We start from the raw sequence: 22,777 nt of genomic DNA, 5'->3' as shown, positions 1-22,777 counted from the left end.
ATCATGACAACCGTGAGCTTTATTGGTCTTGGCGTTATGGGTTATCCCATGGCCGGACATTTGGCAGCAGCCGGCTACGATGTCCAAGTGTGGAATCGTACCAGCAGCAAAAGTCAGCAGTGGGCAAAAGACTATAACGGTAAAGCCTGCGCCAGCATCGCAGAAGCAGTGCAAGGCAGCACCATCGTTCTTACCTGCGTGGGCAACGACGATGATTTGCGGGCGGTGTATGAAGGCGACGCTGGTATTCTCGCTAACGCCGCCCAGGAAACACTGCTGATTGACCACACTACCGCCTCGGCCATGGCTGCCGAACGCTTGGCAGTATTAGCCGCACAGCGCCAACTCGGCTTTATGGATGCGCCCGTGTCTGGTGGACAACAAGGCGCCGAAAAGGGCCAACTGACTATCATGTGCGGTGGCAGCAGCAGCGACTTTACAACGGCAGAACCGGTGTTAAGCACCTACGCTAAAGCTCTGAATCTTATGGGGCCAGCTGGCGCAGGTCAAAAGACAAAAATGGTCAATCAGATTGCCATTGCAGGTTTGGTTCAGGGGTTGTCAGAAGCACTGCACTTTGCCGAGCAGGCTGGCCTGGATGCCAGTAAAGTTGTTGAAGTGATCTCTAAGGGAGCAGCCCAGTCCTGGCAAATGGAAAACCGGTCCGCCACCATGATTGCTGGTGAATTCGAACACGGTTTTGCGGTGAACTGGATGCGTAAAGATCTGGCCATCTGCCTGGAAGAGGCGCGCAAAAACGGCGCCCGTCTGCCAGTAGCAGCACTGGTGGATCAGTTCTACGGAGATGTGCAGCAGATGGGTGGCGAGCGCTGGGATACGTCGTCGCTGATCAAGCGTTTGCGCCCGAAAAAGTAAAGCGCCGACGTTCAGTAGCCGAGCTTTTTCGTCGTTATAAACGATAATGGGCGGGTTTCCACCCGCCCATCACTTCAGACTCAGTCCGCCGCACTCATTTCTGTTTAGGCTGCCACTTGCCGCTCACGTACCAAGCCGACCAACCAGTCGCTTTGCCGTCTTTTTCTGACATTACATACTGCTCTTTGGTTTTCCGGCTGTAGCGGATCACCGACGGATTACCCTCAGAATCGTGCTCTGGTGCCTCCATCAAGTAGTTGTGCTTGGGATCAATTTCGTCGCGATGAGGTTTAATTTCCAGTACCAGCGGCGGACGGGTTTCCCGATTCTTGGGAAATTTACTGGCTGCCAGAAACATGCCGGACGCGCCATCTCGCAACACATAGGTGTCATCCACTTTCTGACACTGCAACTCCGGCATCGCCACCGGATCCATCTTGGGCGGTGCAGGCTCGCCACTTTTCAGCAGCTTACGGGTGTTTTTACACTCATCGTTGGTGCAGCCGAAGTACTTACCGAAACGACCGGTTTTCAGCTGCATTTCGCTGCTGCACTTATCGCAGTCCAGCGTTGGGCCATCGTAACCCTTAATACGAAAACTGCCTTGTTCGACTTCATACCCGGAGCAGTCCGGATTGTTGCCACACACGTGTAGTTTGCGGGTTTCGTCTACCAGGTAGCTGTCCATAGCCGTGCTGCACTTTGGGCAGCGGCGCTTCATCCGCAGCAAGCGGCTTTCGCCCTCACCTTCCACGTCTTCTTCAGCACTGACCACTTCGTCACCGGTCACCAGGTTAATGGTGGTTTTACAGCGCTCTTTCGGCGGTAGCGAGTAACCCGAGCAGCCCAGAAAAACACCGGTGCTGGCCACGCGAATTTGCATATTTCGACCACACGTAGGACACGGAATATCTGTTTCCGTAGGCTCGTTAGGCCGCATACCGCCGTCATCGTCATCCGCTTCAGCCACCTCCAGTTGTTGCCGGAAACGGCCGTAAAAATCATTCAATACTTTTTTCCATTCCACATTGCCTTCCGCAACATGGTCCAGATCACCTTCCATCTGTGCAGTAAAATTGTAATCCATCAGGTTACCGAAGGATTCACACAGCCTTTCAGTCACAATTTCGCCCATTTTTTCAGCGTAAAAGCGACGGTTCTGCAGGCGCACGTAACCACGATCTTGAATGGTCGAAATGATTGAGGCGTAGGTAGACGGCCGGCCAATACCCTGCTTTTCGAGCTCTTTAACCAGGCTCGCTTCAGTGAAGCGCGGTGACGGCTTGGTAAAATGCTGGGTAGGTTCGAGCTTGTCCAAGCCGAGGCTCTCGCCAACACGGATATCTGGCAGTGCTAAATCTTCATCTTTTTTCGACGCCTGGGGCGCCACTTTCAAAAAGCCTTCAAACTTGCTGATGCGGCCACGGGTGCGCAGCTCGTAATCGCCGTTGGAGACGACGATAGACGTGCTGAGAAATTCGGCGTCGGCCATTTGGCAAGCGATAAACTGGCGCCAAATGATGTCGTAAAGCTTCTCAGCATCTTTTTCGATACCGGTAATAGCAACCGCCTTACGAGTAGCTTCAGTCGGGCGAATAGCCTCGTGAGCCTCCTGAGCGCCTTGCTTGCTGCCATAGATGCGCGGGCTTTCCGGCAGGTATTCTTTGCCAAAGGTCGACTCTACGTAATCACGGCTGCTGTTAACGGCATCTTGGCTCAGGTTGGTGGAGTCTGTACGCATGTAGGTGATAAACCCGGCTTCGTACAAACGCTGGGCCAGCATCATGGTTTTCTTAACACTAAAGCCCAAGCGGTTGCTGGCAGCCTGCTGCAACGTCGACGTTATGAAAGGAGCACCCGGGCGCGAACGGGTAGGCTTGTCTTCCCGCTTGGTCACCGCGAACTTGCCCGCGTTTAACCGCGTGACGTGGTCTTTGCTCTGGCTTTCGTTAACCGGGCGATAGGGTTTGTCGTTGTAGCGGGTCACTTCAAAACGTACCGGCTGCTTGGCGCTTAGGGTTGCGAGGCCTGCAAACAGCTGCCAGTACTCTTCCGGCACAAACTTACGAATTTCCCGTTCACGTTCAACAATCAGCTTTACCGCAACCGATTGCACACGGCCGGCGGACAAGCCTCGGGCCAACTTGGCCCAAAGCAGCGGCGACACCATGTAACCGACTACCCGGTCCAGGAAACGCCGTGCCTGCTGGGCATGCACCATATCGGTGTCCAGCTTGCCCGGGTTTTCGAAGGCGCCCTGAATAGCACGTTTAGTAATTTCGTTAAAAACAACGCGCCGGTATTTTTCCGGCTCGCCGCCAATGGTCTGCTGAAGATGCCAGGCAATGGCCTCACCTTCGCGGTCCAAATCCGTTGCCAGATAAATGTGATCGGCAGACTTGGCCAGGCGTTTTAGCTCATTAACGACTTTTTCTTTACCTGGCAAAATTTCATAGCGTGCGCTCCAGTCTTGATCCGGGTCTATACCCATGCGGGCGACCAACTGTTCACGGGCTTTACGCTTCTTGTGCACCACCTTGTCTTCAGGGCTCAATTTACGCGTGACAGCGGCTTGACGGGCACGCTCTTTGGGGTCACTGGTGGACCCGCTGCCGCTAACCGGAAGATCACGAATGTGCCCGACGGACGACTTAACAATGAAGTCGTCCCCCAGATACTTATTGATGGTCTTCGCCTTCGCTGGCGACTCGACAATTACGAGACTTTTACCCATATCGGAGATCTGTATCCTTGGCGATAAATCGGTCAGTTGTGCAGCAAACCGCAAACTCGCTGTAAAATCAGTCGGCTATAAATAAGACCCTGCCGCTGACATGAATAAGTTCACTGTTTTACAGGGTCAAGAATAGCAAGACAACCCATTCTTTGTTTTCCATCCAGCTTTTTTTCATTCGGAGAAACAACAAGGCCCGGCTAGATGCCGGGCCTTGTTGTTAAACGTCAGCTAGATTCCGCAGGGAATCACAGCCGCTCCCACACCGTCGTTATACCCTGGCCTAAGCCGATACACATGGTGGATACACCATATTTACCGCCGTTGGCCTGCATAATATTCAACAGCGTGGTTGAAATGCGCGCACCAGAGCAGCCTAGCGGATGGCCAAGTGCAATAGCACCGCCGTTAAGATTCACTTTCTGATCCACGACACCCATCAGCTTAAGATCTTTCAACACCGGCAATGACTGCCCGGCAAAGGCCTCGTTCAGCTCCCAAAAATCGATGTCTTCGATTTTCAGGCCGGCACGCTTGAGCGCTTTCTTGGTCGCTGGTACCGGACCATAGCCCATAATAGCCGGGTCAACGCCCGCTACCGCCATACTCACTATCCGCGCCATAGGCTTAAGGCCAAGGGCTTGGGCACGTTCAGCTGACATCAACACCATCGCCGCTGCACCGTCGGTAAGCTGTGATGACGTACCGGCGGTTACTGTGCCGTTTTTCGGGTCAAATGCCGGGCGCAATTGGCCCAATGACTCAGCGGTAGTTTCCGGACGAATGGTTTCGTCGTGCTCAATCAACACTTTAAAACCGTTCTCATCGTGCCCTTCTATAGGGACGATTTCGTTCTTGAAACGGCCCTCATCGGTGGCTTCCTGCGCCAAGCGATGAGAACGCGCTCCGAATTCGTCCTGTTGCTGACGGGTGATGCCATGCATCTTGGCCAACATTTCTGCCGTCAGACCCATCATGTTGGAGGCTTTGGCCGTGTACTTAGACGCCGCCGGGTTGTGATCAAACCCATCGGTCATACTAATGTGACCCATGTGCTCTACACCACCCACCAAGAACATATCACCGTTGCCAGTCATGATCGCTTGAGCCGCGGTGTGAATCGCACTCATGGCCGAACCACACAGACGGTTAACCGTCTGGGCACCGGCTTCGTGGGGCACTTTTGTCAACAGGGAAATGTTGCGTGCAACATTAAAGCCCTGCTCGCGGGTCTGGTTAACACAACCCCAGATTACATCTTCTACTTCTTTTGGGTCGAGCTTCGGATTGCGCTCGAATAGCGCGTCGATCAGGGTTGCCGACAGGGTTTCTGCACGTACATTGCGGAAACAGCCGTTTTTGGCGCGGCCCATCGGAGTCCGCACGCAATCGATGACGACAACGTCTCTCGGATTAAGGCTCATAGATCTTTCTCCGTTCGGAAATCTCGTTCAGGGTTAAGCAAAGAAGGTCTGGCCGTTTTTTGCCATTTCACGCAGCTTGTCAGTAGGCTGATACAGCGGCCCAAGATCTGCGTATTTGTCAGCCAGCTCCACAAATTTGTCCAAGCCAATCTGGTCGATATAGCGCAGTGCGCCACCGCGGAACGGAGGGAAGCCAATACCGTAGATCAAGCCCATATCGGCGTCAGCCGGGCTTTCTACAATGCCGTCTTCCAGACAACGAACGGTTTCCAGACACAGCGGGATCATCATCCGTGCGATGATTTCATCGTCTTCAAACTCTTTATCACCCTGAACAACCGGCTTCAGCAGTTTATAGGATTCTTCGTCGACTACTTTTTGCTGCTTGCCCTTGCGGTCCAGCTCGTAGCGGTAGAAGCCCTTCTCATTTTTTTGGCCGTAACGCTTGTTATCAAACATCACGTCGATGGCGGTGGTGCCTTCGTGCTTCATACGATCAGGAAAGCCTTCAGCCATCACTGCGCCAGCGTGTTTGCCAGTGTCCATGCCAACCACATCGAGCAGATACGCCGGGCCCATGGGCCAGCCAAACTTTTCCATCACCTTGTCGACTTTCTGAAAGTCGGCGCCGTCACGGACCAGTCCAATAAAGCCACCGAAGTACGGGAACAGCACCCGGTTGACCAGAAAGCCCGGGCAATCGTTAACCACTATGGGCGTTTTACCCATGGCAGTGGCATAAGCCACGGCAGTCGCAATGGCACGATCGCTGGTTTTCTTACCGCGGATAACCTCGACCAGAGGCATCATGTGCACTGGATTAAAGAAGTGCATGCCACAGAAATTTTCCGGGCGTTTGAGATTCTTTGCCAACAAGTCAATGGAGATGGTCGAGGTGTTAGACGTCAGAATGGCGTCTTCACGAACCTGACCTTCAACTTCGCGCAGAACAGCATCTTTTACTTTCGGATTCTCAACAACTGCTTCAACAACCAAATCTACGTTCTTGAAATCGCCATAGTTTAACGCCGGGGTGATGCTGTTCAGCACGTCCGCCATCTGATCCGGTTTCATGCGTCCCTTGTCAATGCGCTTGAGCAGAAGCTTCTTGGCTTCTTTCAGGCCCAGGGCGATGCCTTCGGGATTGATGTCTTTCATGATGATAGGCGTGCCTTTGAGCGCGGACTGATACGCCACGCCGCCACCCATAATGCCTGCACCCAGGACCGCTGCCAGTTTTACATCGGCAGCGTCTTTGGCCCAGCGTTTCGCCTTGTGCTTGAGTTCTTGGTCATTCAGAAAAAGACCGATCAGACTTGCAGAAACCTCCGTTTTCGCCATTTTGGCGAAGCCCTTGGCTTCTACCTCAATAGCCTTGTCGCGAGTCATACCGGCGTGCTTCTGCATCACCTTGATCGCTTCAACCGGCGCCGGGTAGTTTTTCCCGGCCTTGGCGCCTACAAAAGCTTTTGAAATCTCGAATGCCATCATGCTTTCCATGACATTCAACTTTATTTTGCCTTTCTTTTCTTCACGGCGCGCCAAATTGTCGAGCTTGCCGTTGTTCACCTGGTGAATAATGCTCAGCGCAGCGTCAACCAGCTTATCCGGTTCAACAATCGCATCAACCGCACCCACCTTGAGAGCAACGTCTGCGCGATTTTCGGTCGCACCGCAGATCCACTCAACCGCGTTATCGACGCCAACCAGACGTGACAGGCGTACGGTGCCGCCAAAGCCCGGAAAGATGCCCAACTTGGTTTCCGGTAGGCCCACTTTGGCTTTTGGTGCCATAACCCGGTAATCGGTGGCGAGGCACATTTCAAAACCGCCGCCCAACGCAATACCGTTTATGGCGGTAACCGTGGGAAATGGCAGGTCTTCAATGGCACTAAAAATTTCATTGGCGCCTAAATTGTTGGCCACCAGTTCGTCTTCCGGGCCGGAAAACAAATCTTTAAATTCAGTGATGTCTGCGCCAACAATAAAGCTGTCTTTGGAACTGGTAACAACAAGACCCTTCAGATCCGTCCGTGACGTCAGTATGTTTGTCGCATTACGGAGTTCTTCTAGGGTAAGACGGTTGAATTTGTTGACAGACTCGCCTTGCAAGTCAAAGTTCAACTGGGCGATTCCGCCTTCGATCTCTTTAACCGTGATGGCTTTACCTTCGTAAATCATCAACTGATCTCCAGTCTGTGATTGGAACTGTTTTGTGCGCCGGAGTGCTTGCACATTCACTTGCAAGATTCCGACTGCAGATGCAGCGAACCTTTAACCACTGCGGCCGCTACCCGATCTTCAATTCAAATTCATACATCTGTTTGAATATCGAGGCCACACGATGAGAAAAAACTGTCCGTTTGTCAATTTCTTTCTGAACGTGACCTATCGCAAGCAACGTCGATTGTTACTGCGCAGGCTTACTCTGAACAAAATATGGCAAGGCTTCAATGCAGCCAAGAACTCTGCTAAACAAAACCTAACGTAGCCTAGCCCCTTTTCCGCCGAGCTTAACCATACTATCCTGTAATCAAGAGTTCTGACATTCGCAACACACGGAGTAATAGAGCCATGCCTGTTTACAAGAAGTTGCTGGTTGCCATTGATTTAACTGAAGAAGCGCCACAAGTCCTGAACAAAGCAAAAGAGATGGCTACTAGCCAAGGCGCTGAACTTATCTTGGCACACGTGGTCGAGCCTGTGGGTTACGCCTATGGTGGCGATATTCCGATGGACTTGACCGAATTACAGGACCAGCTCGACAAGGCTGCCCGCGAGCAGCTGACCAAGTACGGTGAAGAATACGGCATTACCGAGGAAAATCAGGTGGTGACCGTTGGCCGCCCTGAGTCTGAAGTACACCGCTTGGTCAAAGAACACGCCATTGACTTGGTGATTGTCGGCAGTCATGGCCGTAAAGGCTTTCAATTATTGCTCGGCTCTACCGCAAACGGAGTACTGCACGGCACTGAGTGCGATGTGTTGGCCGTACGTATTTTTTAAGACTGGCCGTGATTTGCTGATGGCTTGCCGGCGAAACGCCGGCGAGCCATCAGCTAGAAAATCGCCGGACTCATTTCCCAGTCATTTCCTCCAGTTCCATCCAACGCTCCATTGCGGTCTCCAGCTCTGCTCCCACCGTCGTCAGCCGAGCCAGAGTCTCATCAACTTTGTGCGCAGAATTAACGTAGAAGTCCGCTGAACCGATGAAGCCTTGCAGCTGCTTTTGCTCCTGCTCCAGGCGCTCAATGGTCTTCGGCAGCTGCTCCAACTCCAGTTTCAACTTATAACTGATTTTGGCCGCTGTCGGCTTTGTCCCGGACTGCGCAGCTGGCTTGCTCTTGCTCTTACTTTCCGGCTTTTGCTGCTTGTCGCGCTGCCGATCGGGCCGGCTGCCGGTTTTTTCGGCTGGAAATTGGCCACCCTGGCGGCGCCAGTCGGTATAGCCCCCAACAAACTCGTGCACCTGCCCAGTACCGTCCAGAAACAGCGTTTCGGTGACCACGTTGTCCAGGAATTCCCTATCGTGGCTAATCACAATCACCGTGCCGCGAAACTCCGACAGTTGCTCTTCCAACAGTTCCAGGGTTTCAACATCCAGATCGTTAGTGGGCTCGTCCAGCACCAGCACGTTGGCTGGCTTACTGAACAGTTTGGCAAGCAGTAAGCGGGCGCGTTCGCCACCGGAGAACACACTGACAGGCGACCGTGCCCGCTCCGGGGTAAACAGGAAGTCCTGCAGATACCCCATAACATGTTTGCTTTGACCATTAATGTCAATAAATTCACGACCTTCCGACAGATTGTCAATCGCGTTTCGAGTTAAATCCAGTTCGCCCCGCAGTTGGTCGAAATAGGCCACTTCCAGGTTTGTGCCGCGGCGAATGCTGCCTTCAGTGGCTTTCAGGTCGCCCAGCAGCAGGCGCACCAACGTGGTTTTGCCGGTGCCGTTTTCACCCACCAGGCCAATTTTGTCACCGCGCAGAATGGTCAGGTCCATGTCACGCATAACCGCAGGATGGCCCGGGTAAGCAAAACCGGCGCCCAAGGCTTCAGCCACCAGTTTACCGGAGCGAGCGGCGTCTTCCACCGCAAAAGTGGCCGTGCCACCTCGCACTCGGCGCTGGCGATGCTCTTCCCGCATCGCTTTAAGTGCCCTCACCCGGCCCATATTGCGCGTACGACGAGCTTTGATGCCCTGGCGAATCCAGGTTTCTTCCTGCTTCAGGCGCTTATCAAACAAGGCTGCGTGACGCTCCTCTTCTTCCAACGCTTTTTCTTTCAAATCCAGATAGTGGTCGTAAGTGGCGGCAAAGCTGACCAACTGACCGCGATCCAGCTCCACCACCCGAGTGGCCATTCGGCGAATAAACGCACGGTCGTGGCTCACAAACAGGATGGCACCACGGAACTGGGTCAGAGCGTCTTCCAGCCAGGCAATAGCGGGCACGTCCAGGTGGTTGGTAGGCTCGTCCAAAAGCAGAATATCCGGCTCGGCCACCAGCGACCGCGCCAGCAGAACCCGGCGCTGCCAGCCACCCGACAGAGTATCCAGTGTGCGATCAGGATCTACCCCGTACTGCGCCAGCATGCTGGTGACTTTTTGATCCAGGCGCCAGCCGTCCAAAGCCTCCAGACGCTCCTGCACCTTCATCATTTGGTTCAGGCTCTTTTCGTCTGTCTGTTGGGTCAGATGGTGGAACTCAATGAGCAATGCCCCAGTTTCAGGAAAAGCGCCAGCAACCACATCGTAGGCGGTGCGGGTATCGCCAGAGGGCAAATTCTGTGGCAACACCGCCAACACCGCACCGTCTTCCAAGCGGACGATGCCGCCGTCTGGCGTTACTTCATCGTTGACGATTTTCAGCAGGGTAGACTTACCCTCGCCGTTGCGACCCAACAGGCACACCCGCTCACCGGCCTCCATCACCAATGAGGCATTATCTAACAGCGGCTGCATTCCAAACGACAGGGAAACCCCGTCCAGCGTTAACAAAGGCACGTAGTTTATTACTCCGATTGATTCACGATAACGCAGTCACCCACGCTCAGCCGGCAAGGCGAGTCGTGAATCGCGTTCATTCCGAACATGATGCCGTCAGCGGTGCGGCGATAGGTCGCAAGCGTCCGCAATGGTTGGACCGAGGCGGCTTTTTCCCCGGTATCTGGGTTAACAGTGGTCATCACACAACGGGAACAGGGTTTAAGCACCCGGTAACTGCCCTCGCCTATGGTAACGGCCTGCCAGCTGTCTTCCGACCAGGCAGCGGCGCCATCAACCACAATATTAGGGCGAAAATGACGCATATCCACCGAAACCGCCAAGCGTTCATTCAGCTCCACCAGTGACGCCGTATTGGTAACCAGCAACGGATAGCCATCAGCAAAACTAACACGCCGGCGTTCTGTTGCCAGATTGGTCTGCACTTGGCGAAAACTGCTATCAGGCATGAATACGAAGCGCAAAGACAGCCCACAAAAGCGACTGACGGCACCATTTGCCGCATCACAACCCACCTGGCCCTGAACCCAATCGCGCCATACTCGCACAGACAGGTTCTCACCACTGGCTTGCAGCGCAATAGGCGGTTGCCCTGGTAGGGTAATAGAAACCCCGCCATCGGCACCCAGCGACGGCTGAACCAATGCCAGCTGTGGCACTGTACGCTGGGTTACAAACTGACATTCGTCGTCAACCAGCATCCAGCGCCGGTCGCCGGCCGGGCCAAATTGGTCCAGCTCAAAAGAGTCCACGGCAATACCCGCAAGGGATTTGACCGGATACAGAAACAGCGAATGCACGCGCATAAAAGTCTCCGGGCCGACAGCATGAAAGAAGACGCAAGAGTATAGCCGAGCGCTAACGCTATTACCCTTGTGTTTGCCCCTGTGGTTAAAACGAACATAAAAAAACCCGGTCTTTTACAAGACCGGGTTTTCAAATTTGGAGCGGGAAACGAGATTCGAACTCGCGACCTCAACCTTGGCAAGGTTGCGCTCTACCAACTGAGCTATTCCCGCTAATGTTGTCGTAAGTTGTTGCCTGACAACGGATCCGCATTATACGGATGTTTTATCCAGGGTCAACAGCCGTACGCGAAATTTTTCAACATAACCATCAGGACCCCCGCGTTTGGATCTTTAAAGCAATGCCCTGGCCTTTAGCGCTTCCAGATTAATTGTCTCTGAACCCATGTCAAGCCAGTTATCCGGGTGGCAGGTAAACAACAAGATTTGATGGCGCTGCGCCGCGTCAAACAGAATTCGTTTCATGCTGTCCAAGCGACCGCTATCGCTGTGTACCAGCGAATCATCCAGAATGATTAACGTCGGCTTACCGGCTTCTTTCAATAAATCGGCGTAGGCCAAACGGCTAATAAGCCCCATCTGCTCTCGGGCACCAAAACTGAGTTCGGCCATCTGACCGGTTTCCCCGTTGCGGGTGAAACGGCCCGGGAGCAATTGGCTGTCTACCTCAAGCTGAGCGTCGGGAAACAACACCGTAACGTAATGATTCAAGTGCCTTTGTAAAGGCGCTTGCAAGCGCTGAGTCAACGCCTGGCGCTTTTCCGTTAATAGCTCGAGCAGCAACTCCAGCGCTTCTGCCCGGCGCTGCAGTTGCTGGCAACGGCGCCGGTTTTGCTCCAGTTCGGCTTGGCAACGACCACGCTGCCCCTCTAGACCTTCGGCACCCCAGATCTCCAATCGTGCCCGCAGCTCCTTCAACTCAAGCTCGCGCCCTCGCTGAGCCTGCTCAAGCTGATCCGCGCTGGCTCCCAGGCGCTGAATATCCTGCTGCACTAATTCCGGCCGCGCCGCGGCGATTTGCGCCAGCATCTCCGTCAAACGCTCCTGTTGCCGCGCCTGCTCCTGCTCAACTGCGGTCAAATCGCTATCCAACTGTATCACTTCCTGCTGGCGTTGCTCGCTGTTCAGACTGGTGCGTAACGTGCGCCACTCGTGATCGGCGTTCTGGTAACGATGGGATGCGGCCAAAAGCGCTTTTTCGTGTTCGCTGGAGCGCTTCTCTGCTGCTGATAACCGATTTTCAGCGTTACTGCGCAGATCTTGCGCCTGAGCCTGAGCCGGCAAGCCTTGAGCCAATGTCGTAGCGGGTGCCAAAGCCTTTTTTTCTGCGTAGTTACGCTCAAGCTCCGCGTTCAAGGCCTGAGAGTCGCTGTCCAGACTTGCCAGACCCCCGGGAACCAACGACTGCAATAATTCCAGCAATCGATGCACGTCTGCTTGCGCACGCTCCTGAGCAACCAGCGTCTGTTCTGCCGCCGCCAGGTCTGCAACACCCAGTGTCATTAACTGCTCACCCAAGCCCAACTGCAACTGTTCCAGCTGACGCTGACAGCGGGCCAAATCATCGCCACCCGGGGTAATTGTAAACTCGCCAACACCCGCAATGCGCAGGCGCGTGCTGCTCAGTAACAATTGCTCGCCCTGATGCGGCAACGTATCCTGGCCCAACTCGATCTGTTGGCCAGCCTCCAGTTGCCATTCAATTCGCGTGGCAATTGCCTGGGAACGCAGGCGTGTATCGTCCAGCTGGCGTTGAGTTGTGCGCAACTGATCGACGGCGGCTATGCTGATTTGATGCCGTGCCGTCAGCATACGGCTCTCGCCCAGGGCCTGCTGTAACTCTACCGCCCGTGATTTGCGCTCAGACAACTGCTGCAACTGCGTTTTTGCTCTGACACTGCTATGATCCAGTCGCTGCCGAGTTTCCAGCAGCCCGGCCTGACGCTCTACCTCCAGCGCATCGCGATACTGGCTCTGGCACTGTTCTAAAGCAGCATGCAAACCGGCTGCGGACGCTTGTACGTCATTCAGTGCCTGCTGCGCCGTGTTGTGCTCTTGCTCGCGCTGCTGTAACTGTTTGCCATCTGCCTGTACCTGCTGTTTGTTGCGCTGTAAAAGTGCCGCTCGTTGTTGTACCGAGATCAAAGCCTGGTTCAACGTTTGCTGCTGGCCCTGTAACGACTCAATATGTCGGTAACACTCTTGGGCCTCGGCAAGAGCCTGACGCACCTTTATCCAGGGTTGCTCACGGTCAATCTTGTGAAATTCCCGCGCCACCTTGGCGAGCCGGTCTACCTGATTTTGATACTGATCTATGCGGCCTTTTAACACGTCAAGCTCTTGCTGCCCGGGTAGCTCGTCGGCCAGCAATTGCTTGTATTCACCCCTGGGTGCGCCGCCTGCGGTCAACAGTTCGCCAAGCTGCTGGCGTACGGTGTGAATCAACCCATCACCACCCTCACTGGCAACTTCCGATACCAGGCTGTTCAGCGCCGATTGCAAATGATCACCCGCATGCACAACGGCCTGTTCAATATTCTGCCCACTGCCCTGTTCTACCCAGAGTAGCCCCGGGATACCCCAGTGCTCTTCTTTACTCGCGCCTTTTTTAGGGAACTGATAACCCAACAACTGCGCCAGCTTTTCTTCTGCCTCCTCACCACTATAAGTGGTGCCCTGTATCGACAGGTCACAGCGTTTACGCTGCAGAAAGCTCTTGTTCAACTGCCAGTTCTGACCATTATGATGAAACACCAATTCGATGGCGGGTGCTGCAGATGAATCACCCCAAGGCCGCAAATCTTCGGCCGACTTGGAGCGATGGCGCTCAAAAAATGCCGCCCGGATTGCCCGCACCAGCGTGCTTTTACCCGCCTCATTTGGCCCGGAAATAACATTAATACCGTTACTCAAACCATTTAATAAAAACGGTTTTCTAAACTGTTTAAACTGTTCCACCCGCACACTTTCAAGTTTCATGGATGCTTCTCCTCGCGGGCTTCAAGTAACAGGTTAGCGAGTATGGCCAGGGCATCGCGGGCAGTCTGCGCTTCGGCACCACTCTGCCGGGTTTGCAGCTGTTCAAGCACATCACCAACGTAGCCGCTGGCCTGCAACCCTGCCAGATCTTCCTCCGTGGGCGCCAGCAACAAACGGGAGCGATCATAGGTAACGCTGCGATAACGCGCCTCAGCGCGGGACAAAGCATCCGCCAGACGCTGCTCATCCGCCAGGGTGATGCTACCTTCCAGCTTAAGATCCAAAACAGAACTTTCCGGTAGCTCGTCAAGACGCTTCAGCAACTCATCAATATCGGTCTCTACCACCAACTTTTCTTGCCATTGATGCCAGTGATAGCGTGCCGTTTCGAGTGCTTCCACCTCAGGCAGAGCGCCAGGTTCGGACACGGTCACCAACAGTGCAAAACCCGGCTGATTATTACGGAAGCGCTCAGGCTCCGGGGTACCGCTGTACCAAGTTCTCTCATTAATCTGTTTCAGGCCGTGCCAATCACCCAACGCCAAGTAATCCAGCGCGGCGCTTGCGCTGCGATCGGCCGCAATCGGATTGGTGGCATCAATGTCTTCCGCCAACACACCTTGCACACTGCCGTGGGCCAGGCCCACCCGCAGCCATTGCGGCGGGGTGCTGATTGAATCAAAGGGCGCGGTCAAATCATCGTAGGTGTGGCGCTGGGTCAAAGGCGCCGCCAATACCGCAATTTTCTGCTGTGGTAACTCTATAACACCGCTTTGTAGTGCAAGGTGCACATTGTTTGGCACCGCGTTGATTCGCCGGGCGCGGGTCCACACGCTTTCGGCCAGCGCTGCGTCGTGGTTGCCCGGCAGCATTACCCAAGGCCCTTTAAAACCCGAAGTCGCATTAAATGTGCGGCGGATGCAGCGGTCAGACACGGCTTGCGCATCAAAAACGTCGCCGGCCACCAACACAGCATCGCAGTTATGCTCCACCGCCAGTTGCGCCAAGCGTTCGATAGCGCCATAGCGCGCATCAGCCAGTGCACTGCTGTTATCGGTATCAAAACGATTGAAATAGCGCCCTATTTGCCAGTCGGCGGTATGAAGGAACCTTGGCATAGTGATGGCCTGATTGGTGAAATTAAGGGCGAAACATTACCACCAATATACTGTCTGACGCAGCCTGTGCCACTAGAACTGTATATATAAACAGTGCTAAGCTGCTTCGCGCACTGATCGGTGTATTTGCGTTGGTCAGGTTTTTTCATTTAAAAACAGTCGATACCGGCTTAAACACCCGGCAAGGAGACGTATATGGGCGTACAAGCGCTTTACTTCAGCGACCGTGATGGCAAGGAGAAAGCAATGGCTGATCCCAACAATCTGCTATTCACTTCTAAAAAGGAAGCAGATGAACGCGATAGAATGCTGGAGTTGTCGGACGAATTACGGGTATTTCTGGAGCGCAGGGTAGAAGGCATCGGCGAGCAGATGGCTGAGCAATGTGCGCTGGTATTGGCGCAAGAGCGGGAGCTGCTGGCGCGGGCGCTGAAAAAACCCGAGCTGCTAAACCAGACGGCAGACACCCCCGACCAGTAACGTACTTTTAGCGAATCAGTATTCCAGCCCCAGAGCAAACTGGCCCAACGGCACGGGTCTGGAATACAAAAAACCCTGTAGCAAATCGCAATCACTGGCCGCCAAGTAGTTTTGCTGCTCAACCGTTTCTATGCCTTCGGCCACTACCAAAAGGCCAAGATGGTGCGCCATTGTAATCACCCCTTGTACAATCGCAGCACTGCCGCGATCGGTTGTGACATCAATGATAAAACTGCGGTCCAGCTTTACCTTGGTAATGGGTAGCTGGCGCAAGTAGCTCAGGCTGGAAAAGCCAGTGCCAAAATCGTCAATAGCCACCTGAACTCCCAGGTCACGAAGACTCTCTAGCATGGAGATCGCCTTATCGATACCGGAAAGCAGCACGCCCTCCGTCACTTCCAGCTCCAACAATTCCGGCGGTAATCCGCTGGCTTCAAGCACGGCGAGCACGTCATCGATGAACTCTGGCCGACGAAACTGTAAGGGCGAAATATTGACCGCAATCGACACCGCCTGGCCCGTTTGGCGCCAGCGCTGAGCCATATCCATGCATGCCTGATGCAATACCCAGCGGCCGATAGCAACAATTTGCCCGGTCTGTTCCGCCAACGAAATAAAGGCCCCGGGCAGCAACAGTCCGCGAACCGGATGATTCCAACGCACCAACGCTTCCGCGCTGCGCAAACGGCCGGTTTTAGCTTCCACCAGGGGCTGGTAATACACCACAAACTGCCGGGCTTCGATGGCTTCCATCAATTCACACCGCATCATCACCTGTTCGGTGCCGGCGGTAGAAGCTGCACCATGGTTCCAACAAAAGGTATTGCCGCCCTGGCGTTTGGCTTCGCGCACTGCCAGAGCGGCGTTGTCCAAGAGTTCTTTTGGCTGCTCAACTGAACCGTCATCTGACGCAATGCCAATACTGGCGCTGATACTCAAGCGCTGGCCTTTTATGTCATAGGCTTCCGCAAGGCAAGTCAACATTTGGCTGGCAAGCATCTTCACTTCAGCCTCAGCTTGCAAGGCCGGCCGCATGATAACAAATTCGTCTGCTGCCAAACGGGTGAGCACATCATCATTGGCTAACAAATTGCGCAGGCGATCGGCGACTACCGCCAACAACAAATCCCCCACCTGGCGGCCAAGACTTTCGTTCAGCGACTTGAAATCGTCAAGGTCGACATACAACAGCACCATGTCGCTGGTCCTGCCGCGCGCGCGGACAAATACCTGACTGAGGTGCGCCTCGAACAGCCGATGGTTTGGCAATCCGGTAACGGGGTCGTGGCGAGCCTGATAGTCAAGAAGCTCTTCACTTTTCAGTTGACGCGTAACGTCCTGCTGGGCCGCAATGTAGTGAGTGCACTCTCCACGGCCATCGTAGACCGGGGTTATTGTCAGTTTTTTCCAGAAGGTGAAACCATTTTTCCGATAGGACAGAAGCGTGATATCACACTCTTCCTGATGCTCCAACGCTGACCGGATCAAGCGCAACGCTTCCGGCGCAGTGTCTTTGCCAAAGAGCACCAAATAACCCTTCCCGATAGCTTCCTCGGGCTGATAGCCTGACATTTCAGTGAATGCCGGGTTCACATAAACCATTGGATAGTCCTGCACGCTCGCGTCTAGCATCACAACGCCGTTTGGACTTGCCTCAATGCCGCGTTCAAGCAACCGCATACGATCTTCAGCTTTTTTACGTTCGCTGATGTCCCGGGCGATGCCATAACCGCCCCTAACGTCGCCATCAACGACGATAGGCAGGTTAATGACGTCTACGAATATGGCTTCGCCCGACGCGTTCAAACCAGCGATTTCGTAACTATGGGACTCACCTCCAGCCATCAAAATCAACGCTTCATTAGCAACGTCGTAAAACTCGGGTAACAACACCTTACTAAAATGCTCTCCGACCAACTGGTCGCGACTATAACCGGAGATGACTTCCGCTGTCGGATTACAGTCCACAAAGCGGCCATCAAGGCCAATCTCAAAGACACAATCAGGGTGCTGGCTGAACAAAGACCGGTAACGCTGCTCACTCGACACTCTGCGATCCCTTTCCGCATGGTGCTCTATCGCAAGGGCGGCAAGGCCGGCCGCTTTGCGGATAAGGGTGATTTCGGACAATTCTGGCGATTTACAGTGACGGTAATAGGTGGCGAAGGTTCCCAGTAGTTCACCTGAGGGGGAAATGATCGGTGCTGACCAGCAAGCTGCGATTTTCTCCGACTTCACCAGGTCGATAAAACTTACCCAGCAGCTATCGGTTAATAGGTCTTCACACACCACAATCTCGCGACGATAGGCGGCGGCTCCGCAAGAACCCACCTCCGGACCAATCGGTATGTCGCGCATTGCTTGCCGATAGTTCTGGCTGAAAGCATCACCGGCGACCAAGGTCAGCGTTCGGGTTTGCGCGGAATAGAGCATCACCGACACCATGGCATCGGGAAACTGCTCTTCAACCATTGTACTTATCGCCGACAAAATGACATCGAGCGGGCTTCTACGCCCGATCAGATCATAAATAAATTGCGCAGTGGTTATTGTTTGGTGCATAGCGTCCCTAGTGAGGAAAATCCATTACTGGCCAATCCGGTGACAGGAACATCATAAACTTACTGGCCAAAACGTGTTCCATTGAGCAAATAGTCGCTCTCTTCTTTTGTGTTAGTTCGCCCCAGTGCTTTATTCCGATGCGGAAAACGGCGGAAGCGCGTGATTATTGCCTGGTGTTCAAGGGCAGATTGCAAAAAACTGCCCATAAACTCCTTCAACAAGCCGCTAGTGGATGCTGTGAGCTGTTCAAAACACTCTATCGCAAGTGACTGATCTTCTTGGCGTTCGGAGTGCTGCAAGGGCATATAAAAAAATCCCCGCTGAATGGCCGGTAACGACACGTCAAAACCTTTGCTCATACCCTGCTTACATAACTTTCGAGCCAGAATATCCTGCTCAAATGCCAAAGCACCGCCGCGAAAAATGTTGCGCGAAAACTGGTCAAGCAACAGAATTTCAGCGAGCACGCCGCCAGCCTTTTTCTGCCAATGGTCAAGACCCTGCTCAGAGGCAAACAATACCAACGACAAAAAACGCCTACGGATTTCCTGATCGAACTTTCGGTTACTCAGAAACCAGCGATTGCTATGAGCCGGGTCAGGCAGCCCATTTTTGTCTAACTCACCAAACCAGAAATCCAGAATGTCTTTCCAATCGAACATTCACCATTACCCTGTTAAGGTTGTTGCCATAGTAATTGTTTATGCGACAGTGTACGCGGGAAACAAGGCAACAGACACCCTTCAGCACTAAGGGGCCTTCTACGCAAGGAATGGAAACATCATGAGCAGACACATATTGCTGACCGGTGGCACCGGTTTTATCGGACGGATTCTATGCCGCGAATTACTCGCAAACGGAGACCAAATTACGGTTTTGAGCCGACAGAGTGCAGCAGATGTGCGCGCTATATGCGGTCGAGTTGAGGCGCTGCCGGATTTGGCCAAATTGCGGGGCCATAAAGGCTTTGACGCCATTATCAACCTGGCAGGCGAAGGCATTGCTGATAAGCGCTGGAGCGAGACGCGCAAACAAGCAATTCGCGACAGCCGTATTGAACTGACGCAACAGCTGGTTGATGTGGCAAAAACCTGGCTGCAGCCGCCGCAGGCTATGGTGTCTGGATCCGCTGTTGGTTTTTACGGCGCCCAGGGTGGCCTTGAAGTAACCGAGGCGACGCCTCCACATAACGAATTCACCCATCGCCTCTGCAGTGACTGGGAACAAACCGCTATGGAGCTCGCTGATATGGGTGTGCGCGTTTGCCTGTCGCGAACCGGAATCGTGGTGGGCCCCAACGGCGGCTTTTTACAACGCATGATTCTGCCGTTCAAACTCGGTGTCGGTGGCAAGCTTGGCAGTGGCGAGCAGTACATGCCTTGGGTGCACCGACAGGATGTTGTAGGGGCTTTGCTGTGGATGTTGACTACCGAGACCGCAGTGGGGGCATACAACGTTGTTAGTCCGTCTCCAGTGACCAATGCAACATTTACAAAAACCTTGGGTAGTGTGCTCCATCGCCCTACGATTTTGCCGGCACCCGCCGTGGCCTTAAAGCTGGCGTTGGGCGAAATGTCCGGACTGCTGCTGACCGGGCAGCGCGCAATTCCCGCCAGGCTTCAGGCTGAGGGTTTCGAATTCCGCTTCACGGAGTTGGAGCTTGCGCTAAAGGATGCGATCGCAAACTGAATAATAGCGGCAAAAAGTGTTGACACAGGCAAGGTCGGCTCATATTATGTGCGCCTCCTCAATGAGGCAAGTAGTTGAATATGTTGCGTCCCCTTCGTCTAGCGGCCTAGGACTCCGCCCTTTCACGGCGGCAACAGGGGTTCGAACCCCCTAGGGGACGCCAATTCGCTCAACCTATTTGCCTTATTTTGGAATACAAAAAATCTCCGCAAACTGTCAAAGTCTCCGGAGATTTTTTATATTACTCGTCTCAATTTTTTCCTGTCAGGTCTCGTGACCTCAATTAAGATGGCTTATCTATCTTCTTACCCGCGATTTCATTAGCGTCAGGGCCATGGGCTTTTTGATCGCGCATAATAAAGACGCCAAACCCTACAAAAAATGCCACCACCAGCAGCACAGTTACGATGCCAGCGATAACAACAGTGTCCAGATACATGGCAAATCTCCTAAATTCTCGTGTTTCGATCTGAACTCAGGTTACGACTTGCCGCATATCCTCGTGTTGATCTACATCAAGCCCTATAGTGGCTTAAAAAAATAAGCCGTTGCATGTATTCCAACTTTTATTTTTCTTCCTTTTAACCCCGACCAATACAAGACAACGCGAAACTTTGGCTGCTATAGTTCATTAAGACCTTTCGCTAGATTCTGACAACTTGCGGGCAACTTATCCCTGATATGACAACATTTTTTAGGCGCCTGAACCTGCTTCGTCAGCGCTCGCTGCTGTCTTTGCGTTTACTGGCCTGGGTCTTGATATTCAGCCTGGCATTTACATTCATCTCTTCTGCCATTCAACTTTACTCAGACTACCGCAAAGAGCTTACGCAAATCACAGCACGCATGCAGGCCGTTGAATCCAGCGACAGCTCAGGGCTGGCACGAAGCCTGTGGGCACTGGACCAGAAGCTTTTGCAAATTCAGCTGGAAGGCATTCTCAGCCTCCCGGACATTGTCCACTTACGGCTTGCGATTGAGCCCAGTTCTGAATTAGTGATTGGTGAAATCCCCCGCGACGTCGCCACCATTGTTCACAGCTTTGAGCTAGTTCATGTTGAGGGCGACGAGTTCAAGCTAGGGCGACTTACCATTACCGCTGACCTTGCGCGAGTAAATCAAGACATGAAAAGGCGTGTGGGCATTATTCTCGCCACTCAATTTTTACAAACGCTGTTTATTTCCATTCTTATTATCTGGATTTTCCGGTTTTTTGTTACCCGACATCTGACCACTATGGCGGATTACGCCAGGGAATTTTCAATTCATAATCTGAAACGCCCGCTAACGCTGAATCGACCTGATACGCCCGGCCGACGTCAAGACGAATTAGGCCAGGTAACTGACGCGATTAACCAAATGCGCGAGCGCCTGAATCAGGACATCGCCCGCCAAGAGCAAGATGCTCTGGAAATCCAGAAATTTTCTCAGGCCATTGAGCAAAGCCCGTCATCCGTCATCATTTGCGACCGTCAATGGCACATTGAATTTGTTAATCAAAAATTCAGCCAACTAACAGGTCACAGTCCCCTCTCCATCATCGGCAAACACCCGGGGTCACTGGGCAGCGATAACTCGGATAATCGGGAGGCCGAAAAACTGTGGAAGTCCATTCGCCTGCAGGTGCAGCGAGTGGGCGTCTGGCAGGGCGAAGTGACCAGCGCCCGGCGCAACGGCGAGCGCTTCTGGGAGCAGCTAATCGTAACGCCCATCAAGGATGCAAAAGCAGATACCACCGGATTTCTCATTCTGGGTGAAGACATCAGTATTCGGAAACGCTATGAGCGCCAACTGCTGCGCCAGGCCAATTACGATATCCTGACCGGACTGCCAAATCGCATGCTCGCACTCGATCGCCTAAAGCTCGCGCTGGCGCAAGCCCGGCGCGAAAGCACCGAAGTTGGAGTGATGTTTCTTGACCTCGACAACTTCAAGCATGTTAACGATACCCTCGGCCACGATGCCGGTGACACCCTGCTGATCGAAGCCGCCAGGCGCATTTCTAGCTGCCTGCGGGGCAGCAGCACAGTCGCTCGCCTGGGCGGCGATGAATTTTTGGTGATTCTGCCGGGGCTGCAAAGCGCCGAGGTGTCGTCTCAAGTAGCCGAACGCATACTCAAAACTTTCTCAATGCCCTATCAGTTAAACAGTCACGAGGTATACGTCACCACCAGCATCGGTATTGCGGCGTTCCCAGCAGATTCTGACAACAGCGGCGAGCTGATGCAGCACGCCGATGCGGCTATGTACCAAGCCAAACGAAAAGGCAAAAGCGACTACGTGCACTTTTCGCCAGAGATGAGCGAAATATCCCACGAACGCCTTCAGCTTGAATCCCGCCTAAGGCGCGCACTGCAACAAGAAGAATTCGAGTTATTTTACCAACCCATTGTAAACACCTCTAACGGCAACCTGCTGGCAGCAGAGGCCTTACTGCGCTGGAACAATCCGGAAATTGGCCAGGTCATGCCTGACCGCTTCATTCCGTTGGCCGAAGAGACCGGGCTTATAACGGCTATTGGTGAATGGGTCATTCAGCAGGCCTGCCAAAATGCTGTGACTTGGAAAAACCAACTGGGTCGCGATATTGGAATTTCGGTGAACGTTTCACCTCGACAGTTCCGCGCCGCAGGCTTTGTTACCTCTGTGATGAACGCATTGTCTACCAGCGGCCTGGCGGCCGAGTTTCTGGAACTGGAAATTACCGAGCGCCTCATTCTGGACAACTCGATTGAAACCGCCCAGATTTTACAAGAGCTCGACGAGCACGGCGTACGCCTGTCTGTAGACGACTTTGGCACCGGCTATTCCGCCCTCAGTTTCTTGAAAAGATTCCCGTTTGACACACTCAAAATTGATAAATCGTTTGTACAAGACGTTCTGAAAGACCCGGATGACGCAGTTCTTGTCAGTGCAATCATCAATATGGCACACAGCATGGGGCTCAGACTGATTGCAGAAGGCGTTGAAGAGGAAGAACAGGTCCAATTTCTGCAAGAGGCAGGTTGCGATTGCGCCCAAGGCTACTTTTACAGTCGACCACTACCCGCTATTGAATTCAGTCAGTGGTTGGATTCGTACACAAGCCATTAAAAAATCTGAAA

15 protein-coding genes and 2 tRNA genes are annotated in these 22,777 nt (G+C 53.5%); 6 read left to right on the top strand and 11 right to left on the bottom strand.

The window, feature by feature from the left end; genetic code table 11:
- Positions 1-3 precede the first annotated feature (3 nt).
- Positions 4-876 (top strand): NAD(P)-dependent oxidoreductase, encoded by an 873-nt coding sequence (locus ABA45_RS08140; protein WP_198147086.1) that lies wholly within the window; start codon positions 4-6, stop codon positions 874-876.
- 94 nt (positions 877-970) lie between these two features.
- Here the strand turns inward: ABA45_RS08140 and topA are convergent, their stop codons facing one another.
- From topA to fadB, 3 genes are all read right to left on the bottom strand, one after another.
- The gene (gene topA / locus ABA45_RS08135; RefSeq protein ID WP_048385234.1) at positions 971-3,610 is read right to left on the bottom strand and encodes a type I DNA topoisomerase; all 2,640 of its coding nucleotides are present in this window, start codon (positions 3,608-3,610) and stop codon (positions 971-973) included.
- Between the two features lie 248 nt (positions 3,611-3,858).
- On the bottom strand, positions 3,859-5,034 hold the full coding sequence (gene fadA / locus ABA45_RS08130; protein WP_048385232.1) for an acetyl-CoA C-acyltransferase FadA: 1,176 nt from the start codon (positions 5,032-5,034) through the stop codon (positions 3,859-3,861).
- Positions 5,035-5,067: 33 nt separating this feature from the next.
- Positions 5,068-7,215 (bottom strand): fatty acid oxidation complex subunit alpha FadB, encoded by a 2,148-nt coding sequence (gene fadB, locus ABA45_RS08125; protein ID WP_014870993.1) that lies wholly within the window; start codon positions 7,213-7,215, stop codon positions 5,068-5,070.
- Positions 7,216-7,608: 393 nt separating this feature from the next.
- On the opposite strand from fadB, the gene ABA45_RS08120 reads away from it, so the two are divergent.
- Positions 7,609-8,040 (top strand): universal stress protein, encoded by a 432-nt coding sequence (locus tag ABA45_RS08120; RefSeq protein WP_048385230.1) that lies wholly within the window; start codon positions 7,609-7,611, stop codon positions 8,038-8,040.
- Between the two features lie 70 nt (positions 8,041-8,110).
- Here ABA45_RS08120 and ABA45_RS08115 read toward each other — a convergent pair whose 3' ends face one another.
- From ABA45_RS08115 to ABA45_RS08095, 5 genes are all read right to left on the bottom strand, one after another.
- Positions 8,111-10,039 carry an ATP-binding cassette domain-containing protein gene (locus ABA45_RS08115; RefSeq protein WP_048385228.1) on the bottom strand — a complete coding sequence of 643 codons (1,929 nt, stop codon included), beginning with the start codon at positions 10,037-10,039 and terminating at the stop codon, positions 8,111-8,113.
- An 8-nt stretch (positions 10,040-10,047) separates the two neighbouring features.
- A complete protein-coding gene (locus tag ABA45_RS08110) occupies positions 10,048-10,845 on the bottom strand; it encodes an MOSC domain-containing protein (protein ID WP_048385226.1) in 798 nt (265 codons plus the stop codon).
- Between the two features lie 137 nt (positions 10,846-10,982).
- Positions 10,983-11,058 (bottom strand) — tRNA-Gly (locus ABA45_RS08105).
- 120 nt (positions 11,059-11,178) lie between these two features.
- Positions 11,179-13,824, bottom strand: coding sequence for an AAA family ATPase (locus tag ABA45_RS08100; protein ID WP_048385225.1), 2,646 nt, complete (start codon positions 13,822-13,824; stop codon positions 11,179-11,181).
- On the bottom strand, positions 13,821-14,942 hold the full coding sequence (locus tag ABA45_RS08095; protein ID WP_048385223.1) for a metallophosphoesterase family protein: 1,122 nt from the start codon (positions 14,940-14,942) through the stop codon (positions 13,821-13,823). Before ABA45_RS08095 ends, ABA45_RS08100 begins: the two co-directional genes overlap by 4 nt.
- Before the next feature lie 195 nt (positions 14,943-15,137).
- Between ABA45_RS08095 and ABA45_RS08090 the strand changes: the two genes are divergently transcribed.
- Complete coding sequence (locus ABA45_RS08090; protein WP_048385221.1) at positions 15,138-15,422, top strand: YebG family protein; 285 nt, start codon at positions 15,138-15,140, stop codon at positions 15,420-15,422.
- A gap of 15 nt (positions 15,423-15,437) precedes the next feature.
- On the opposite strand, the gene ABA45_RS08085 is transcribed toward ABA45_RS08090, so the two are convergent.
- Together ABA45_RS08085 and ABA45_RS08080 are read right to left on the bottom strand one after the other, a co-directional pair.
- The gene (locus ABA45_RS08085) at positions 15,438-17,984 is read right to left on the bottom strand and encodes an EAL domain-containing protein (RefSeq protein WP_048385219.1); all 2,547 of its coding nucleotides are present in this window, start codon (positions 17,982-17,984) and stop codon (positions 15,438-15,440) included.
- A gap of 59 nt (positions 17,985-18,043) precedes the next feature.
- On the bottom strand, positions 18,044-18,646 hold the full coding sequence (locus tag ABA45_RS08080; RefSeq protein WP_048385217.1) for a DUF924 family protein: 603 nt from the start codon (positions 18,644-18,646) through the stop codon (positions 18,044-18,046).
- A gap of 121 nt (positions 18,647-18,767) precedes the next feature.
- Between ABA45_RS08080 and ABA45_RS08075 the strand changes: the two genes are divergently transcribed.
- Together ABA45_RS08075 and ABA45_RS08070 are read left to right on the top strand one after the other, a co-directional pair.
- Positions 18,768-19,673, top strand: coding sequence for a TIGR01777 family oxidoreductase (locus tag ABA45_RS08075; protein ID WP_048385216.1), 906 nt, complete (start codon positions 18,768-18,770; stop codon positions 19,671-19,673).
- A gap of 87 nt (positions 19,674-19,760) precedes the next feature.
- Positions 19,761-19,836, top strand: a tRNA-Glu gene (locus ABA45_RS08070).
- 120 nt (positions 19,837-19,956) lie between these two features.
- Here the strand turns inward: ABA45_RS08070 and ccoM are convergent.
- Entirely contained in the window at positions 19,957-20,112 is a 156-nt protein-coding gene (ccoM, locus tag ABA45_RS19765; protein ID WP_014870981.1) for a cytochrome c oxidase subunit CcoM, read from the bottom strand.
- Positions 20,113-20,354: 242 nt separating this feature from the next.
- On the opposite strand from ccoM, the gene ABA45_RS08065 reads away from it, so the two are divergent.
- A complete protein-coding gene (locus ABA45_RS08065; RefSeq protein ID WP_048385214.1) occupies positions 20,355-22,766 on the top strand; it encodes a bifunctional diguanylate cyclase/phosphodiesterase in 2,412 nt (803 codons plus the stop codon).
- Positions 22,767-22,777: the final 11 nt, after the last annotated feature.

Origin of the sequence: Marinobacter psychrophilus (genome assembly GCF_001043175.1) — a bacterium.
In the GTDB taxonomy this organism is placed as follows: domain Bacteria; phylum Pseudomonadota; class Gammaproteobacteria; order Pseudomonadales; family Oleiphilaceae; genus Marinobacter; species Marinobacter psychrophilus.
The sequence above is the reverse complement of the archived record's forward strand: the minus strand, read 5'-3'. Positions and strand labels throughout refer to the sequence as shown.

Excerpts from the sequence above, each read along its gene's own strand:
- ABA45_RS08140 (WP_198147086.1), top strand. The coding sequence starts at position 4 with ATGACAACCGTGAGCTTTATTGGTCTTGGCGTTATGGGTTATCCCATG.
- topA (WP_048385234.1), bottom strand. The coding sequence starts at position 3,610 with ATGGGTAAAAGTCTCGTAATTGTCGAGTCGCCAGCGAAGGCGAAGACC.
- fadA (WP_048385232.1), bottom strand. The coding sequence starts at position 5,034 with ATGAGCCTTAATCCGAGAGACGTTGTCGTCATCGATTGCGTGCGGACT.
- fadB (WP_014870993.1), bottom strand. The coding sequence starts at position 7,215 with ATGATTTACGAAGGTAAAGCCATCACGGTTAAAGAGATCGAAGGCGGA.
- ABA45_RS08120 (WP_048385230.1), top strand. The coding sequence starts at position 7,609 with ATGCCTGTTTACAAGAAGTTGCTGGTTGCCATTGATTTAACTGAAGAA.
- ABA45_RS08110 (WP_048385226.1), bottom strand. The coding sequence starts at position 10,845 with ATGCGCGTGCATTCGCTGTTTCTGTATCCGGTCAAATCCCTTGCGGGT.
- ABA45_RS08100 (WP_048385225.1), bottom strand. The coding sequence starts at position 13,824 with ATGAAACTTGAAAGTGTGCGGGTGGAACAGTTTAAACAGTTTAGAAAA.
- ABA45_RS08095 (WP_048385223.1), bottom strand. The coding sequence starts at position 14,942 with ATGCCAAGGTTCCTTCATACCGCCGACTGGCAAATAGGGCGCTATTTC.
- ABA45_RS08090 (WP_048385221.1), top strand. The coding sequence starts at position 15,138 with ATGGGCGTACAAGCGCTTTACTTCAGCGACCGTGATGGCAAGGAGAAA.
- ABA45_RS08085 (WP_048385219.1), bottom strand. The coding sequence starts at position 17,984 with ATGCACCAAACAATAACCACTGCGCAATTTATTTATGATCTGATCGGG.
- ABA45_RS08080 (WP_048385217.1), bottom strand. The coding sequence starts at position 18,646 with ATGTTCGATTGGAAAGACATTCTGGATTTCTGGTTTGGTGAGTTAGAC.
- ABA45_RS08075 (WP_048385216.1), top strand. The coding sequence starts at position 18,768 with ATGAGCAGACACATATTGCTGACCGGTGGCACCGGTTTTATCGGACGG.
- ccoM (WP_014870981.1), bottom strand. The coding sequence starts at position 20,112 with ATGTATCTGGACACTGTTGTTATCGCTGGCATCGTAACTGTGCTGCTG.
- ABA45_RS08065 (WP_048385214.1), top strand. The coding sequence starts at position 20,355 with ATGACAACATTTTTTAGGCGCCTGAACCTGCTTCGTCAGCGCTCGCTG.